Annotated in this window: 17 protein-coding genes; 7 read left to right on the forward strand and 10 right to left on the reverse strand. The window is 69.0% G+C overall.

Features of this window, described 5'->3' with window-relative positions; translation table 11 throughout:
* Positions 1–31: 31 nt before the first annotated feature.
* Positions 32–694: a metal-dependent hydrolase gene (locus ACW175_RS21085; protein ID WP_492101893.1), complete on the reverse strand. Its 663-nt coding sequence runs from the start codon at positions 692–694 to the stop codon at positions 32–34.
* A 17-nt stretch (positions 695–711) separates the two neighbouring features.
* Positions 712–1,083, reverse strand: coding sequence for an MmcQ/YjbR family DNA-binding protein (locus ACW175_RS21090; RefSeq protein ID WP_492101894.1), 372 nt, complete (start codon positions 1,081–1,083; stop codon positions 712–714).
* A gap of 148 nt (positions 1,084–1,231) precedes the next feature.
* Between ACW175_RS21090 and ACW175_RS21095 the strand changes: the two genes are divergently transcribed.
* Together ACW175_RS21095 and ACW175_RS21100 are read left to right on the forward strand one after the other, a co-directional pair.
* Positions 1,232–2,704: a sigma-54-dependent transcriptional regulator gene (locus ACW175_RS21095; protein WP_492101895.1), complete on the forward strand. Its 1,473-nt coding sequence runs from the start codon at positions 1,232–1,234 to the stop codon at positions 2,702–2,704.
* 8 nt (positions 2,705–2,712) lie between these two features.
* Positions 2,713–2,808 carry a hypothetical protein gene (locus ACW175_RS21100; protein WP_492105024.1) on the forward strand — a complete coding sequence of 32 codons (96 nt, stop codon included), beginning with the start codon at positions 2,713–2,715 and terminating at the stop codon, positions 2,806–2,808.
* A 16-nt stretch (positions 2,809–2,824) separates the two neighbouring features.
* On the opposite strand, the gene ACW175_RS21105 is transcribed toward ACW175_RS21100, so the two are convergent.
* From ACW175_RS21105 to ykgO, 7 genes are all read right to left on the reverse strand, one after another.
* Entirely contained in the window at positions 2,825–3,304 is a 480-nt protein-coding gene (locus ACW175_RS21105) for a hypothetical protein (RefSeq protein ID WP_492101896.1), read from the reverse strand.
* Between the two features lie 218 nt (positions 3,305–3,522).
* Positions 3,523–4,011 (reverse strand): hypothetical protein, encoded by a 489-nt coding sequence (locus ACW175_RS21110; protein WP_492101897.1) that lies wholly within the window; start codon positions 4,009–4,011, stop codon positions 3,523–3,525.
* Between the two features lie 79 nt (positions 4,012–4,090).
* Positions 4,091–4,429, reverse strand: coding sequence for a hypothetical protein (locus tag ACW175_RS21115; protein ID WP_492101898.1), 339 nt, complete (start codon positions 4,427–4,429; stop codon positions 4,091–4,093).
* 49 nt (positions 4,430–4,478) lie between these two features.
* Positions 4,479–4,748, reverse strand: coding sequence for a nucleoid-associated protein GapR (gene gapR / locus ACW175_RS21120; RefSeq protein ID WP_099581374.1), 270 nt, complete (start codon positions 4,746–4,748; stop codon positions 4,479–4,481).
* Between the two features lie 89 nt (positions 4,749–4,837).
* A complete protein-coding gene (locus tag ACW175_RS21125; RefSeq protein WP_492101899.1) occupies positions 4,838–5,713 on the reverse strand; it encodes an NAD(P)-dependent oxidoreductase in 876 nt (291 codons plus the stop codon).
* Positions 5,714–5,735: 22 nt separating this feature from the next.
* On the reverse strand, positions 5,736–6,353 hold the full coding sequence (locus tag ACW175_RS21130; RefSeq protein WP_492101900.1) for an HAD family hydrolase: 618 nt from the start codon (positions 6,351–6,353) through the stop codon (positions 5,736–5,738).
* Complete coding sequence (gene ykgO / locus ACW175_RS21135; protein ID WP_004616427.1) at positions 6,353–6,478, reverse strand: type B 50S ribosomal protein L36; 126 nt, start codon at positions 6,476–6,478, stop codon at positions 6,353–6,355. Before ykgO ends, ACW175_RS21130 begins: the two co-directional genes overlap by 1 nt.
* A gap of 218 nt (positions 6,479–6,696) precedes the next feature.
* On the opposite strand from ykgO, the gene ACW175_RS21140 reads away from it, so the two are divergent.
* Positions 6,697–7,995, forward strand: a complete 1,299-nt coding sequence (locus ACW175_RS21140; protein ID WP_492101901.1) for a lytic murein transglycosylase — start codon at positions 6,697–6,699, stop codon at positions 7,993–7,995.
* Here the strand turns inward: ACW175_RS21140 and ACW175_RS21145 are convergent.
* Positions 7,985–8,842, reverse strand: a complete 858-nt coding sequence (locus ACW175_RS21145; RefSeq protein WP_492101902.1) for an aldose 1-epimerase — start codon at positions 8,840–8,842, stop codon at positions 7,985–7,987. The two genes, ACW175_RS21140 and ACW175_RS21145, sit on opposite strands and share 11 nt — an antisense overlap.
* Before the next feature lie 70 nt (positions 8,843–8,912).
* Between ACW175_RS21145 and ACW175_RS21150 the strand changes: the two genes are divergently transcribed.
* From ACW175_RS21150 to ACW175_RS21165, 4 genes are all read left to right on the forward strand, one after another.
* Positions 8,913–10,121, forward strand: a complete 1,209-nt coding sequence (locus ACW175_RS21150) for a winged helix-turn-helix domain-containing protein (RefSeq protein ID WP_492101903.1) — start codon at positions 8,913–8,915, stop codon at positions 10,119–10,121.
* 78 nt (positions 10,122–10,199) lie between these two features.
* Positions 10,200–11,012 (forward strand): response regulator transcription factor, encoded by an 813-nt coding sequence (locus ACW175_RS21155; RefSeq protein WP_492101904.1) that lies wholly within the window; start codon positions 10,200–10,202, stop codon positions 11,010–11,012.
* Positions 10,979–12,358: a FecR domain-containing protein gene (locus ACW175_RS21160; protein ID WP_492101905.1), complete on the forward strand. Its 1,380-nt coding sequence runs from the start codon at positions 10,979–10,981 to the stop codon at positions 12,356–12,358. Before ACW175_RS21155 ends, ACW175_RS21160 begins: the two co-directional genes overlap by 34 nt.
* Positions 12,355–14,652, forward strand: coding sequence for a CHASE2 domain-containing protein (locus ACW175_RS21165; protein WP_492101906.1), 2,298 nt, complete (start codon positions 12,355–12,357; stop codon positions 14,650–14,652). Before ACW175_RS21160 ends, ACW175_RS21165 begins: the two co-directional genes overlap by 4 nt.
* Positions 14,653–14,682: the final 30 nt, after the last annotated feature.

Raw genomic sequence — 14,682 nt, forward strand, 5'->3', positions numbered from 1 at the left:
TCCGCCCCCGTCCGCGCAATGCACGAGGGCGTCAGGCTCTAGCGACGCTTGGCTTGACCGCGGTCGGCTCGGCCATCCAGGCCGCGACGCAGGCGACGAGGTAGGCGACCAGGGGCGAACCGCCCAGGGACAGCCGCCCCTCGCCCAGCGGCGACAGCATCGGCACGACTTGCAGGAACAGTAGGAATGTCAGGAAGACCAAGGCCGGCTTCCAGCCCCGTCCCTCCTGGCCGCGCCGCCAGCCCCAGGCCGCGCCGGCCAGGGCCAGCAGGCCCAGCTCCAGCACCTGCTCGGGGAGCGGATAGTTCCAGAGCCCCAGCCCGACCTTCGGCGCGCTCCACAACAGCGGCAGGTCCGGGCGATGGACCAGGAAGTCGAGCACCCAGTGCGAGAACACCGTCAAGCCGATGAACACCCCAGCGCGCCTGGGAAGTTTCAGCAGGGCCATCAGCCCCGCCCCGACCGCGACCGACCACAGCACCGCCGCCGGCAGGCTGTGGGTATAGGGCATGTGGCTCAGCACCAGGGCGCTGCCCGGTAGACTGGGATCGACGCTCGCCCTTTCGACGCCGGCCAGGATCAGCCCGCTCCAGGCGATGTCGATAGCCTGGCAGCCCAGGACATAGGTCCACAGCGGGGCGCGCGGCTCGGCCGCGCGGGCGGCCAGCGCCGCCGCGTAGTGTCCAACGAACATGCCCCTAGACCCCGTAACTAGATTTCGTGCTTTTGGGCGATCGCCCTGGGCGCCACGATCCGCCAAGCCTGTCGCAGGAGTCCAGCCAGTTCTTCGGCCTCGATTTCGGCCAGACGCACCAGCACCGCCGGATAGGTGCGATAGTGGTCGTCGGTGAAGAACCGCTCGGGCGCGGCCTCCAGTAGCAGTTCCTTCGTGTCCATCGTGCATCGGATGGCGACGACGCCAGGGACCAGCTCGCGCCTGGCCTTGGGCGCCGGACGCGCCAGATAGGCCCACGCCAGGCCCTTGCCGCCAACCTCGAAGCCGATCTGGCCGCCGTCGCCGACCCCGCCCGTCACTTCCGGCAAGGCCAGGGCCAGCGCCCGGAGTTCGTCCGTCCCCACCATGGCCGTCTCCGGCAACGTCCTGTTAAGGCTAAACCTTAGGCTTCGCGACACGTCTTCGAAAGCCGCTGTTTACCCACCACCTGTATCACTCTGAACCAACAAGAGCCCTGCTCCATGTGGGCATGGCCGGTTCTGGTGGATGTGCCCTATGACCAAAACGGTCCTAGTCGTCGATGACGACCCGACACAACGTCGGTTGATCCAGGCGGTGCTCGAGCGCGACGGGTTCTCGGTCTCGCACGCCGAAGGCGGCGACGCGGCGATCGCGCACCTGACCTCGGGCGCGCCGGCCGACGTCATCCTGCTCGATCTCGTCATGCCCGGCCTGACCGGCCAGGAGACGCTGAAGGAGATGCGCGCCCGCGGTTTCACCCAGCCCGTGATCGTGCTCACCGCCAGCGGCGGCGTCGACACGGTGGTCAAGGCCATGCAGGCCGGGGCCGCTGACTTCTTCATCAAGCCGGCAAGCCCGGAACGGATCATCGTCTCGATCCGCAACGTCCTGTCGATGGGCGACCTCAAGGGCGAGGTCGAGCGTCTGACCAAGCGGGCCGGCGGCAAGACCAGCTTCGCGGATCTGATCGGCGCCTCGCCGGTCATGACCATGGTCAAGCGCATGGGCGAGCGGGCGGCCAAGAGCGCCATCCCCGTGCTGATCACCGGCGAAAGCGGCGTCGGCAAGGAGCTGATCGCCCGCGCCGTGCATGGCTCCTCGGAACGCGCTGGCAAGCCGTTCGTGGCCGTCAACTGCGGCGCCATCCCCGAGAATCTCGTCGAGTCGATCCTGTTCGGCCACGAGAAGGGCTCGTTCACGGGCGCCTCGGACAAGCACCTGGGCAAGTTCAAGGAAGCCGACGGCGGCACCCTGTTCCTGGACGAGGTCGGCGAGCTGCCGCTCGACGTCCAGGTCAAGCTGCTGCGCGCGCTGCAAGAGGGCGAGATCGATCCGATCGGCTCCAAGCGCTCGCTGAAGGTCGATGTCCGCATCGTCTCGGCGACCAATCGCGACCTGCAGAAGGCCGTCTCGGCCGGACATTTCCGCGAGGATCTCTATTACCGGCTGAACGTCTTCCCCCTGGAGGCGCCGTCGCTGCGCGAGCGCCGCGAGGACATTCCGGCCCTGGTCGAGGCGTTCATCCGCCGCTTCAACGTGGAGGAAGGCAAGCGCGTCATCGGCGCCTCGCCCGAGACCCTGCAGCTGCTGACCGCCTTCGACTGGCCGGGCAATGTCCGCCAGCTGGAGAACACGGTCTATCGCGCCATCGTGCTGGCCGACGCCCCGTACCTGCAGCCCTACGACTTCCCAGCCATCTCGGGCCTGGCCGCGCCGATCGAGGCCGTCTCGACCCCACCGGCGCCGCCGCCGGCCGCCCTGCTACAAGCCGCCCACGCCGCCATGGCCGCCCCCACGGGCGCGGCCGAGGCGCCCGTGCGCATCCTCGACGACCGCGGCCATCTCCGGACGCTGGAGGACATCGAGCGCGACCTTATTCAGCACGCCATCGACGTCTATGCCGGCCACATGAGCGAAGTCGCCAGACGCCTCGGCATCGGCCGCTCGACCCTCTATCGCAAGGTTCGCGAGCAGGGCATCGAGGTCGACATGAAGGAGGCCGGCTGATGGCGACCATGATGATCTTCCGCCCCGTCTCGCGAGAGCAGCGCCTGAAGGCCCTGCTGAAGCCGGCGCGCCCGGGCCTGTCGGCGAAGCCCGCGCGCGCCTGAGGCGTTCAAGACAAAGCTAGTATCCGGGCGCGGCCAAGCTGAAGCTTTGCCGCTCCTGCGCGTTTTCGAAGACGTTCTGGGGCGGCGCCTCGACGCGGATCCAACCCGCCCCGGACCGCCGGGTCAGGCCCTCGATCTCCATCTGCTCCAGTTCGCGTCCGACCTGGGCCGGGGTCACCGGCCGGCTCCAGCGGTGATCCAGCTGTCGCGCGATCTCAGGCTCGTTCAGGCCGGGCGCCTGGGCCAGGGTCATCAGGATCATGTCGCGGGTGGAACGACCTCGTCGGCCGCGCTTGCCCGGCGTCGGCGGCGCGAACGGCGCCGGCTCGCCAGACGACACGCGCTCGGACATCCCGGCGTTCTTGAGGGCGTCCAGCGCCAGGATGATCGCCTTCAGTTCGCTCTCGAAGGGCGCTTGCGCGCGCTTCTGAGCTTCAGCCATGCGGGTTTCCAGCTCCGCCTGACGGCGCAGCAGGTATTGATAGATGGTCGCCATTGTCCTTGATCCGGAAGAGCCATGGGATTCGCTCGACGTCGATCCGAGCTTTCGCCCGCGTACGCCGAGACTGGAGCCGCGACCCGCCCGCGACCCAGAACCCCACAACGATGATTATTTAACTATTTACAATTGTTCACATTTTCCGCCGAGATCCTTACCAGAGCTTTAACGCGGTTCGCCGAACGATAGTTTTTGGTAAGCCTTTTAGACAAATCTCAGGCTGTTCTTGTGATCCGTTCGCGTGACGCCGCGATCAGGGCGATGGGCACGCCGACCATGAACAGGTGCGCGCCCAGATTGTTCACGAAGGTCGACAAGACGAACAACCCGCCGTGCCTGGCCTGCGACAACGGCAGGACGAGGAAGTTCATCACCGCGTAGGTCGCCGCGCCGTAGGCCAGGCCCATGACGATCGGGCGCCGGGTCAGGATTTGCAGCCTCAGGCCGGCCAGCACGTAGCAAGCGACCATCACCGCCATGATGCTGAAATGCGCGGCGAGGCCCAGCACCGCCGCCGCCGCGCCGCCGGTGAAGGCCGCCTTGCCCAGCAGGCCGCTGGCGACGCTTTGGAAGATGCGCTCCGGCGCGACGCCCTTTGTCGCGCCCCAGTAGACGCAGGCCTCGGTCATATCCAGAGTTCCGGCCACGGCCGTTCCCAGCAGGATGGTCAGCGCGACGTGGCGCGGCGACTTGGCGTTTTCCATGGGTTTTCCCTCCCGGTCTCCCGGGAAGGAGGCTACGCCCGCTGGCGCCGTTCCGACGCCCGGCTTGGTCGCGTCGGAATCAGTCTTCGTCGCTTTCCGGCGCCGGCTCCGGTTCGCGACCACGCCGACCGAAGCCCTTGCCGCGCTTCATCGGCTTGGCTTCACCCTTGGCCTTGCGGGCGATTTCCTTGAGCTTGATGGCTTGGTTGCCCGACAGGGCCTGGCCGCGCGCGCCCTTTTCGGGATCGGCGAAGGCCCGGCCATAGGTCTCAACACGCTGGGCGACGCTGGTCAGGAACTCGCCTTCCCATTCGGAAAGCTCGATACCCGACTTCTCGGCGGCCCGACGGGCGCGCTTGAGGGCGTTCAGCGCGGCCTTCTTGGCCTGTTCTTTCGGATCGGGCGGCTTGGCGCGCATGGTGTCGGAACTATCCCCGACCCCGCACGCCAAAGCACCCGCTAAAAACTTAGATCTCGCCGATGGCCGAGAGGTACAGGTCGAGGATCGCGTCCTCTTCCTGGCGCTTGGCGCGGTCCTGCTTGCGCAGGCGAACCACCTTCTTGAGGATCTTCACGTCGAAGCCATTGCCCTTGGCCTCGGCGTAGACCTCCTTCATCTGCTCCATGATCTCGGTCTTTTCGACCTCGAGGCGCTCGACGCGGTCGATGATCGACTTCAGCTGACCCTGAGCGGTCGAGTTCAGAACGTCGGCGTGGGGAGTGGCGTCGTCGGCCATGCGGAAAGTCTCGCGAAAGGCTGGAATTGGGAGGCGCGGAACCTAGTGCGAACGCGCGCCCCTGGGAAGCGCGATTCAGCGACCTTCCACTACCTTCCTTCGACCCTGGCTCGCGCCACTTCGGCGAGGGCGGCCAGATCGAGATCCTTGTCCGGTCCGCCCAGCAGGGATTCGAGACTCGCCTCGGCCAGATCGGCTAGCGGCATCGACAGGCCCTTGGCCTCGGCGGCGTCCAGCACCAGACGCACGTCCTTGAGGCCCAACTCGGCGGCGAAGCCTGGCGGGGTGTAGCGCCGCTCGGCGATCATGCCGCCATAGATCTTGTAGATCGGGGCGTTGAACAGGGTGCTGGTCAGCATGTCCAGCAACTCGGGCGCCTCGACGCCATAGGCCTCGCCCAGCGCCACGGCCTCGCCCATGCTCTCGATGGCCGAGACGATCATGAAGTTGCCGGCCAGCTTCAGGGCGTTGGCGCGGACGGGATCCTCGCCCAGCGGCCAGACCTTGGCGGCCAGCAGCGCCAGCACCGGCATGGCGGCGGCCACGGCGTCAGGCGCGCCGGCGGCCAGCACGTTCAGCCCCCCGGTTAGGGCCACGGGCGGTCGGCCGAACACCGGCGAGGCGACATAGCCCAGCCCCAGCTCGGCATGCAGGGCCGACAGCTCGGCGGCCAGTTCGGTCGAGATGGTGGCGAGGTTGACGTGGACGACGCCCTTGCGGGCCTTGGCCAGGACGCCGCTGTCCAGCAGCACCGCGCGCATGGCCTGGTCGTGGGCCAGCATGGTCAGGACGATGTCGGCGGCGAAGGCCTCATCGACACTGGCGGCGGGCGTCGCGCCCTCGGCGGCCAGTTCGTCGACGATGGCCCGCGAGCGGTTCCACACCGTCACCGACACGCCCTTGCCCAGCAGATTGCGGACCATGGCCGCGCCCATGGCGCCCAGGCCGATAAAACCGACGTTCATGCGAGATCTCCCCTGCTGGGACCTAGAGCAGACCGTGCCGCTCCACAGCGGCGCGCAGGTGCGCCGGATCGGTGAAGTGGTGGGTGTGGAAGCCGATGTCCATGGCCGCCGCGATATTGGCGGCGCTGTCGTCGATGAACAGCAGGTCGGCGGCTTGCAGGCCCGTCCGCTCCAGCACGATCTCGTAGATGCGGCGGTCCGGTTTGATCACCCGCTCGTCGCCCGAGACGATCGCGTCGCGGAAATGGCCGAAGTGGACCGGCGACATCGCCTGGACCGCGGGCCACTTGCTCTGGGGCATGTTCGTCAGGGCGAACTGCGGGACGTCACGGGCGGCCAGGGCCTCGATGACGGCGACGGTCTCGGGAATCGGTCCCGACAGCATTTCGGGGAAGCGCTCATCCCAGGCGCGAATCCGCGCTTCATGCTCGGGAAAGCGCGCGATCAGCGGCGCGGCGTTATCCGGGAACGCGACGCCCTTGTCGTGCTCGACGTGCCAATCCAGCGTGCAGACATGCGAAAGGAACCGGTCGAGATCGGCCGGTTCCTCGAACATTTTCGCGTACAGCGCGCGGGGATCCCAGCGCACGATGACATTGCCGACGTCCCAGAGAACGGCTCTGGGAGACGACAAGGTCATTAGCCTTGCTTGGCTTTGAAGCGCGGGTCGGTCTTGTTGATGATGTAGATGACGCCCTTGCGACGCACCATCTTGCAGTCGCGGTGGCGACCCTTCAGCGACTTCAGCGAGCTGCGAACCTTCATGACCGGTCTCTGTACTGCGGCGGAGAGGTTCGGGCGCGCAGAATACGGCCAGAACTTCCGGGTGTTTCGGAGGCGGTGCGTATAAGCAGGACGCGAGCCGGAGTCAATGCGCTCGACGCCCTTTCGGCCGAAAGCGTCATGGGGCTCTCGTGGGAACTTCACCCGTCTGGCGCGCTTGTGATTGAAGACTTTACTCGAACCCCGGTAGCTTCCCAGGCATGGCCATCGATCGTCGCGTCTTTTTCGTCCTCCTCCTCGCCGGCTGCGCGGACACCTCGCCGCAGGGCCCGCTGACGGCGATCACGCCGCCGCAACCCGCGCCCAAGCCCCAGACTCCGGTCGCTCCGCAGCCTCTTCCGGCGACGCCGGTGCCCGCTGGCGAGCTGGCGTTCGACACCTGGCTACGGGACTTCCGGGGCCGCGCTATCGCCCAGGGCCTGTCACCCGCCCTGCTGGATCGCGAGCTGGCCGGCGTCACGCCCGATCCCAAGGTCATCAGCCTCGACAGCCGCCAGCCGGAATTCTCCAAGCCGGTCGGCGACTACATCAAGGGCGTGATCAGCGACGACCGCGTGGCCGTGGGCCGCCGCAAGCGGGAAGAGCTGACCTACCTGCCGACCATCGAGGCCCGCTACGGCGTGCCGCGCGACATCCTGCTGGCCGTCTGGGCCATGGAATCGGCGTTCGGCCAGCTGCAGGGCAATTTCGACGTGGTCCGCTCGATGGTCAGCCTGGCCGCCGACGGCCGTCGGCGCGCCTGGGCCGAGGGCGAGCTGATCGCCGCGCTGAAGATCATCGATTCGGGCGAGGTCTCCCGCGCCCAACTGCGCGGCTCCTGGGCCGGGGCGATGGGCCAGACCCAGTTCATCCCGTCCAGCTACCGCTCGACCGCCGTCGACTTCGACGGCGACGGCCGCCGCGACATCTGGGGCTCGGACGCCGATTCCCTCGCCTCGGCCGCCAACCTGCTGGCCAAGGGCGGCTGGAAGCCCGGCGTGGGCTGGGCCAAGGAAGTGATCCTGCCGGCCGGTTTCGACTATTCGGTGACCGAGGTCGAGAAGCAGCTTCCATCGTGGTGGGAAGCCCGCGGGGTGCGCCGCGCCGACGGCCTGCCCTGGACGGCGGCCGACGCGGCCTCGCCGGCCATGCTGCTGCTGCCCGCGGGCGCGGCGGGTCCGGCCTTCCTGGCCCTGCCGAACCACTTCGCGATCCGCACCTACAACAACTCGACGTCCTACGCCCTGGGCATTGGCCTGCTGGCCGACCGCTTCGGAGGCGGCGAGGCCCCGATCACGCCCTGGCCGGTCGAGACCCCCTTGTCGATGTCCGACCGGATGGCCGCCCAGATCGCCCTGGCCCGCGTCGGCTTCAATCCCGGCCCGGCCGACGGCGTCATCGGCGCCGGCACCCGCAAGGCCCTGCGCGCCTGGCAGCAGAGCCAGCAACTGCCGGCCGACGGCTACCTGTCGAACGACATGGTCGCCCGGCTGAAGGCCCAGGCGGGGATCAACCCGTAGTCACCTGCATCCAGATGCTCCGGCTCTCACCGGGCTGGAGCGTCACCGTGCCGGTCTCGCCCTGCCCGAACGGGTCGGGGCGGCTGGCGCACGGCTCGACGCACAGATAGCCCAGGCCCGGCGGAATATAGATGTGCAGCCAGCGGCACTCGGCCGAGGCGGTGATCGTGGTGTCCGGCTGGCCGGGCGCCCGCAGCACCGCGTGCTGGTTCCAGCCGGTGTAGCAGTGGTCGATCAGGTCGTGGCCCGCCACGCCCGCGCCCGTCGCCCAATCCGGCCCCCAGGCGTCCCCCTCGACATTGGCGTGATGCACAGTCGGCAGCACGTCCTCGTCGATCATCCAGACGCCATCGTTGGTCGCCGTCAGGACCTCGCCCTCGCGCGCCGGGAAATAGGGATGGAAGCCCAGCCCCGCGGGCATGGCGCGCTCGCCGGTATTGGTCACCGACAACTCCAAGCGCAGGCCGGTCTCGCCCAGCGTGAACCGCTGCTCGGCGCGATAGGCCCACAGCCAGGCGTCCGCCGCGTGCTCATAGGAAAGGACCGCCTCGCCGCCCTCCGCCTTCTCCACGGTCCACGCATGGCGCCAGCCCTGGCCGTGCAGGGCGTGCGGGTGGTCGCCGAGATTCGGCGGCAGCGCCACCTCGCGACCTTCGAACGCGAAGCGGCCGTTCGGGATACGGTTGCAGAACGGGACCAGCGGGAAGCACGCCGAAGCCAGGGCGTCGCTCGCGCCGGATGCCATGGGCCGCAGCATGTCGCGGCCGCCGACCGAGAACGCGGCGATCGCGCCGCCGACCTCGGGCGCGAGCACCAGGCGGGCCAGGCCCTTTTCGATCACGGTCATGGACGCGTTCCCTTTCTGCTGGCGGTCTCCCTGCCTTGCGCCCGGTCCCGACGCAAGTTCAACTAGGGCCATGGTCGAGACCCTCTCCGCGAAGGACGCGCGGCGTATCGCGCTGGCGGCCCAGGGTTTCGGACGCCCTCGCCCGGCCGCGCCCGGCAAGCGTCATCTACTCTCGACGATCGAGTCGCTGGGCGTCGTGCAGATCGACTCGGTCAATGTCGTCTCGCGCTCGCACTACCTGCCGCTGTTCTCGCGGCTTGGGCCCTACGACCGGTCGCTGCTGGAGGCGATGGCCTGGGGCAAGAAGCCCGACCTCGCCGAATACTGGGCGCACGAGGCCTCGCTGACGCCGCTCTCCACCCACCCGCTGCTGCGCTGGCGGATGCAGGACGCCCTCGACGGCGTCGGGGTCTGGAGGAACGTCTCGGGATTCCTGCGCAGCCACGCCGACTTCATCGACAAGGCCCTGGCCGCCGTCGCCGAACGCGGCCCGTTGGCGGCCTCCGAACTGGACCTCGGCGCCAAGGGCGAAGGCGGCTGGTGGGGCTGGAGCGAGGGCAAGCGGGCCATGGAGTGCCTGTTCTGGACCGGTCGCCTGACCACCGCCACGCGCCGGGGCGGCTTCGAGCGGGTCTACGGCCTGCCTGAAAAGGTGCTGCCCCAGGCGATCGTCCAGACTCCGACGCCCAGCCGCGCCGAGGCGTGCCGCGCGCTGTTGAGGATCTCGGCCCGCGCCATGGGCGTGGCCACCGAGCGGGACCTGCGCGACTACTTCCGGCTGAGCGTGGCCGATGCGCGCGACGGCGTGGCCGCCCTGGTCGCCGACGGGGTTCTGACGCCAGTCGCGGTGAAGGGATGGAGCCAGCCGGCCTATCTGTGGCCTGAGGCCCGCCGGCCGCGCGCGGTGAAGACCTCCGCCCTGCTCTCGCCGTTCGACAACCTGATCTGGTTTCGCGAGCGCACCGAGCGGATGTTCGGCGTCCGCGTGCGGCTGGAGATCTACACCCCGGCCCACAAGCGCACCCACGGCTACTATGTACTGCCCTTCCTGCAGGACGAGGCGATCACCGCCCGCGTCGATCTCAAGGCCGATCGCAAGGCCGGCAAGCTGCTGGTCCTGGCCGCCCACGCCGAGCCGGACGCCGATGAGGCCACCGCCGATCGTCTCGCGGAGGAGCTGGGGCTGATGGCGTCCTGGTTGGGGCTTTCCGGCGTCGAGGTTCGCCCCACGGGCGATCTCGCCCCCAAGTTGGGTTCGATCATCCGGGTCGCCGGATGAATACGTGCTCGACCGGAGTGTAAAGCATTGTAAAAATTCCGCTCAAAGTCGAGCAAGCGGGGGCTGAGCGCGGTAACAATGAATGGCTGGCCGTCCGTCCGTCACCCCACAGACAACGGGCTTCCCGCGGCGCGTTCCGCTCCCCCGCGGAACGCGCCACTTCCCAGTATAAGTGAGCGCATGAAAGTCGCCCTGCTCGACGACGACCAAAGCCATAATGCGCTTGTCGCTTCGGTTCTGGATCCTGCAGGCTTTGTCTGCACCAGCTTCACGACGCCCTCGCGGCTGTTGGCCGAGCTGCGCAAGCAGACGTTCGACCTGATCATTCTCGACTGGAACATGCCCGAGCTGTCGGGGGTCGAGACCCTGCGCCTGCTGCGTGAGGACCCGATCACCGCGCCGCCGGTCCTGCTGCTGACCAGCCGCTCGGTCGAGTCCGATCTCGTGGAAGGCCTGAACGCCGGCGCGGACGACTACATCGTCAAGCCGCTGCAACCGCAGGTGCTGCTGGCCCGCGTGAACGCCGTGGCCCGCCGCATCCAGCGGCCGCCCGCCTCGCCCCAGGTCGAGCAGCACGGCCCTTATCGCCTCGATCCCGGCGCCCAGACCGCCAGTTGGGCCGGCCAGGTCGAGGCCCTGACGCCCAAGGAATTCCAGCTGGCCTCGTTGCTGTTCAACAACCTGTCCCGCCCCCTGTCGCGCGAGTATCTGCTGCGGCGCATCTGGGGCCAGCGGCCGGATCTGGAGACCCGCACCCTGGACGCCCACGTCTCGCGCCTCCGCGCCAAGCTGCATCTGCGCCCCGCCAACGGTTTCCGACTCAGCACGGTCTACGGTTTCGGCTATCGTCTGGAAGCTTGCGATCCCGAAACGACGGGCGGCGGAGAGTAGACATGACCAGGGCTTCGGGGGCGGGCCTTCTTGTTCTGGCGGGGCTGATGCTGGCGAGCGGGGCCAATGCCCAGACCGCCGCGTCGGTCGAGCCGCCAGTGGCCTATGTGGTCAAGCCGGGCGACACGCTGATCGGGCTGGCCAGCCGCTACATGAACCGGACGGGCGACTACCGGGCCGTGCAGAAGGCCAATCGCGTGGCCCAGCCCACGCGCCTGCGGCCGGGCTCGCAGCTGAACATCGACCCCAACCTTTTGAAATCGACGCCGATCGCCGCCAGCCTGTCGGCCTTCACCGGCCCGGTGACCATCGAGACCAACGGCCAGCGTACGCCGGCCCGGATCGGCATGCCGCTGTCGGAGGGCCAGGTGGTCAGCACCGGGCCCGGCGCCTTCGCCACCTTCGAGCTGGAGGACGCCTCGCGCGTCACCCTGCCGTCGAACACCCGCGTGCGGATTTCCAAGCTGCGCCAGGTGCTGATCAACAACGCGCCCCAGCGAGTGTTCCAACTGGATCAGGGCAAGAGCACCATCTCGGCCACGCCGACCCAGACACCGGGCGCCCGGTTCGAGGTGCGCACCCCGGTCTCGGTCTCGGCCGTGCGCGGCACAGAGTTCCGGGTCGGCGCCAGCGGCGACGGCGCGCAGACCGAGGTGCTGAGGGGCGCGGTCGGGGTCGACGCCGGCCAGGTGGCGAGCGGCGCCCCGCCGGTTGCGGCGGGTTTCGGCGTCAGCGCCTCGGCCAGCGGCGTCAGCGCGCCCGTCGTGCTGCTGCCCGGTCCGAAAATGGGTCCCGGCGGCCAGACCCAGAGCGACACGATCGTCCGTTTCACGGTCGAGCCCGTGCAGGGCGCGGCCGCCTATCGCCTGCTGCTGGCCCGCGACGCCGGCTTCGTGGACATCTTCGCCGAGGCCAGGACCCAGACCACGACCCGTGAACGGCCGACCGCCGACTTCAGCCAGCTGGAGAACGGCACCTATTTCGTCCGCCTGACCGCGATCGATCCGGGCGGACTGGAAGGCTTCCCGTCCGACTACAGCTTCGATCGCGACCTCAACACGCTGGACGCCGGCGCGCCGGCCGACAGCCGCGAGGGCAAGCATCGCAAGTTCCTGTTCCGCTGGAGCGCGGCGGGCGACGGCGTGCGCAACTATCGCTTCCAGCTGTTCTCCGACGCCGAGGCCAAGGTCGCGGTCGTCGACCAGCCCGGCCTGACGGAACCCCAGCTGACCCTGACCGACCTGCCCCCCGGGAGCTATTCCTGGCGCGTGGCCGCCGTGCGCTTCAAGGACGGCGCGGTGACCGAGAAGGTCGGGACGCTGCAACAGCTGCAGATCGGGAAGTGACCAGCCTGACGTCCCGCGCGCCGCGTCCGGCCGGGCGACTGCTGTCCTGGCTGCTGCTGACGATCGTCTCCAGCCTGGTCATGGTGGTCTTCGCCGTCCTGCCGCCCCAGCGCCTGGACAACGTGCTCTATGACATCCTGGCCCGCGCCAACGGCCGACCGGCCGACGCCTCGATCCTGATCGTCGACATCGACGATCGCAGCCTGGCCCAGCTGGGCGCCTGGCCCTGGTCGCGCGAAACCCACGCCAGAATGGTCGACCGGCTGACCGAGGCCGGCGCCCGGACCATCGTCTACGACGTACTGTTCAGCGAGGCTGGCGATCCGGCCCGGGACCAGGCGCTGGGCGAGGCCATCAAGCGTTCGGGACGGGTCTATCTGCCACAGTTCCTGGCCGACGCCGGCGCGGACGCTCCGCCGCGCGTGGTGGGCCCGATCCCGGTTATCACCCAGGGCGCGGCGGGGGTTGGCCTGGCCCATGTCCGCTTCGACGACGACGGCGTCGTGCGCCGCATGGCCCCGTTCGAGATCAACGGCGCCAGCCTGACCCCGGACCTGGTCACCGTCGTCCATCGCGCCACCCGCCCGGTGGGGACGCATGACGTCACCCGCGGCTTCGAGCAGACCCTGCTGATCCCGTTCGCCGGCCCGCCGTCGATCTACCGCCATGTCAGCTTCGCCAGCGTGCTGGACGGCGAGACCCCGCCCGCCCTGATCGCCGGCCGCACCGTGTTCGTGGGCCTGACCGCCCCGGGCCTGGGTCCCGCCTTCCCGACGCCGGTCACGCCCGACGCCGCCAGCATGACCGGCGTGCAGCTGCAGGCCAGCATCCTGGACGGCCTCCGGAACGGCCTGATGGTCAAGCCCGCCGGCCCGTGGAGCCGCGCGGCCTTCACCCTGACCCTGCTATGGCTGCTGATGGTCGGATTCCTGGTCCTGCCGCCGCGCGCCAACCTGATGCTGACCATCGGCCTCTGTCTGGTCGGCCTGGCCTATTCGGCGGCCATGTTCTGGCTGGGCCAGATCTGGCTGTCCCCGATCGCCACCGTGCTCGGCCTGCAGATCATCGCCCTCGTCTGGAGTTGGGGCCAGCTAGGCCGGGTCAACGACCTGTTGAGCGGCGAACTGGCGCGAGTGCGCGGCATCGTGCGCGGACGCAGAGGCGCCAGGGTCGAGTTCGAGAGCGACGTCGTCGCCCGCCAGGCCTCGAACCTGGGCGAGGCGATCACCCAGATGGAAGACCTGCGCCGCTTCTCGGCCGACGCCCTGTTCGGCCTGCCCGACGCGACCCTGGTCGCCGACGCGCGTGGCCGGGTAATCGCCGCCAACGCCGCCGCCCAGGCTCTGTTCAAGCCCAGCCAGATCCAGCTGACCGGCTCGTCGCTGGCCGACCTGATCAACGCCCTGGAACCGCTGGGCCATCGATTCGAACTGGACTGGCCGCCCAACCCCCATCCTTCGGCCCCGGAGCGGCTCGAGCCGATTGACCTGCACCTGCCCGACGGCCGCGCCTTTCAGCTGCAGACCGCGTTCCGCCGGGACGCGGCCAGCGCGCCCGCCGGCTGGATCGTCCGTCTGGCCGACATCTCGATCCTGACCGCCGCCATGCGCCAGCGCGAGCAAGCGCTGCAGCTGCTGACCCACGACATGCGCTCGCCGCAGACCTCGATCCTGGCCCTACTGGCCACGACGCCGAACGTGCCGCCCGAACTGTCCGAGCGCATCGCCGCCTACGCCAAGCGGACCCTGGCCCTGGCCGACGGCTTCGTGCAGCTGGCGCGGGCCGAGGTGACGCCTGTCCAACTGGAGCCGGTCGACCTGGCCGACATCGCCGTCGAGGCCATCGACGAGGTCTGGCCGCAATCGCTGCAGCGCAAGATCCGCATCGAGCAGGTCGGCGACGACGCGCCGCTGACCGTTCTGGGTGATCGTGGCGTCCTGGCCCGCACCCTGGTCAACCTCTTGGGCAACGCGGTTAAGTACAGCCCCGAAGGCTCCACCATTACCGTCAGCCTGTCGGAACAGCCCTCGTCCAGCGGCCCGACCGCCAATGTCGCCATCGCCGACCAGGGTCCGGGCTTCTCGCGCGAGGAGGCGGCCACCGCTTTCAGGCCCTTCCAGCGGTTCGAGCGACCGGGACAGGACTTCGCGGTCAACGGCGTGGGCCTGGGGCTGGCCTTCGTGCAGGCCGCCGTCGCGCGTCACGGCGGCGAGGTCTCGTGCCGCAGCGCGCCGGGCGTCGGGGCGGAGTTCACCGTCCGCCTGCCGCGTCACAGCGCGGGATTGGCGAGCTAGAGCATTTTTCGATCCAATTGGATCGATGAA

The organism is Caulobacter sp. FV1ye6ST (assembly GCF_058681225.1).

Bases quoted from the DNA above. Each gene is read 5' to 3' on its own strand.
- ACW175_RS21085 (WP_492101893.1), bottom strand. From the start codon at position 694: ATGTTCGTTGGACACTACGCGGCGGCGCTGGCCGCCCGCGCGGCCGAG.
- ACW175_RS21090 (WP_492101894.1), bottom strand. From the start codon at position 1,083: ATGGTGGGGACGGACGAACTCCGGGCGCTGGCCCTGGCCTTGCCGGAA.
- ACW175_RS21095 (WP_492101895.1), top strand. From the start codon at position 1,232: ATGACCAAAACGGTCCTAGTCGTCGATGACGACCCGACACAACGTCGG.
- ACW175_RS21100 (WP_492105024.1), top strand. From the start codon at position 2,713: ATGATGATCTTCCGCCCCGTCTCGCGAGAGCAGCGCCTGAAGGCCCTG.
- ACW175_RS21105 (WP_492101896.1), bottom strand. From the start codon at position 3,304: ATGGCGACCATCTATCAATACCTGCTGCGCCGTCAGGCGGAGCTGGAA.
- ACW175_RS21110 (WP_492101897.1), bottom strand. From the start codon at position 4,011: ATGGAAAACGCCAAGTCGCCGCGCCACGTCGCGCTGACCATCCTGCTG.
- ACW175_RS21115 (WP_492101898.1), bottom strand. From the start codon at position 4,429: ATGCGCGCCAAGCCGCCCGATCCGAAAGAACAGGCCAAGAAGGCCGCG.
- gapR (WP_099581374.1), bottom strand. From the start codon at position 4,748: ATGGCCGACGACGCCACTCCCCACGCCGACGTTCTGAACTCGACCGCT.
- ACW175_RS21125 (WP_492101899.1), bottom strand. From the start codon at position 5,713: ATGAACGTCGGTTTTATCGGCCTGGGCGCCATGGGCGCGGCCATGGTC.
- ACW175_RS21130 (WP_492101900.1), bottom strand. From the start codon at position 6,353: ATGACCTTGTCGTCTCCCAGAGCCGTTCTCTGGGACGTCGGCAATGTC.
- ykgO (WP_004616427.1), bottom strand. From the start codon at position 6,478: ATGAAGGTTCGCAGCTCGCTGAAGTCGCTGAAGGGTCGCCACCGCGAC.
- ACW175_RS21140 (WP_492101901.1), top strand. From the start codon at position 6,697: ATGGCCATCGATCGTCGCGTCTTTTTCGTCCTCCTCCTCGCCGGCTGC.
- ACW175_RS21145 (WP_492101902.1), bottom strand. From the start codon at position 8,842: ATGACCGTGATCGAAAAGGGCCTGGCCCGCCTGGTGCTCGCGCCCGAG.
- ACW175_RS21150 (WP_492101903.1), top strand. From the start codon at position 8,913: ATGGTCGAGACCCTCTCCGCGAAGGACGCGCGGCGTATCGCGCTGGCG.
- ACW175_RS21155 (WP_492101904.1), top strand. From the start codon at position 10,200: ATGAATGGCTGGCCGTCCGTCCGTCACCCCACAGACAACGGGCTTCCC.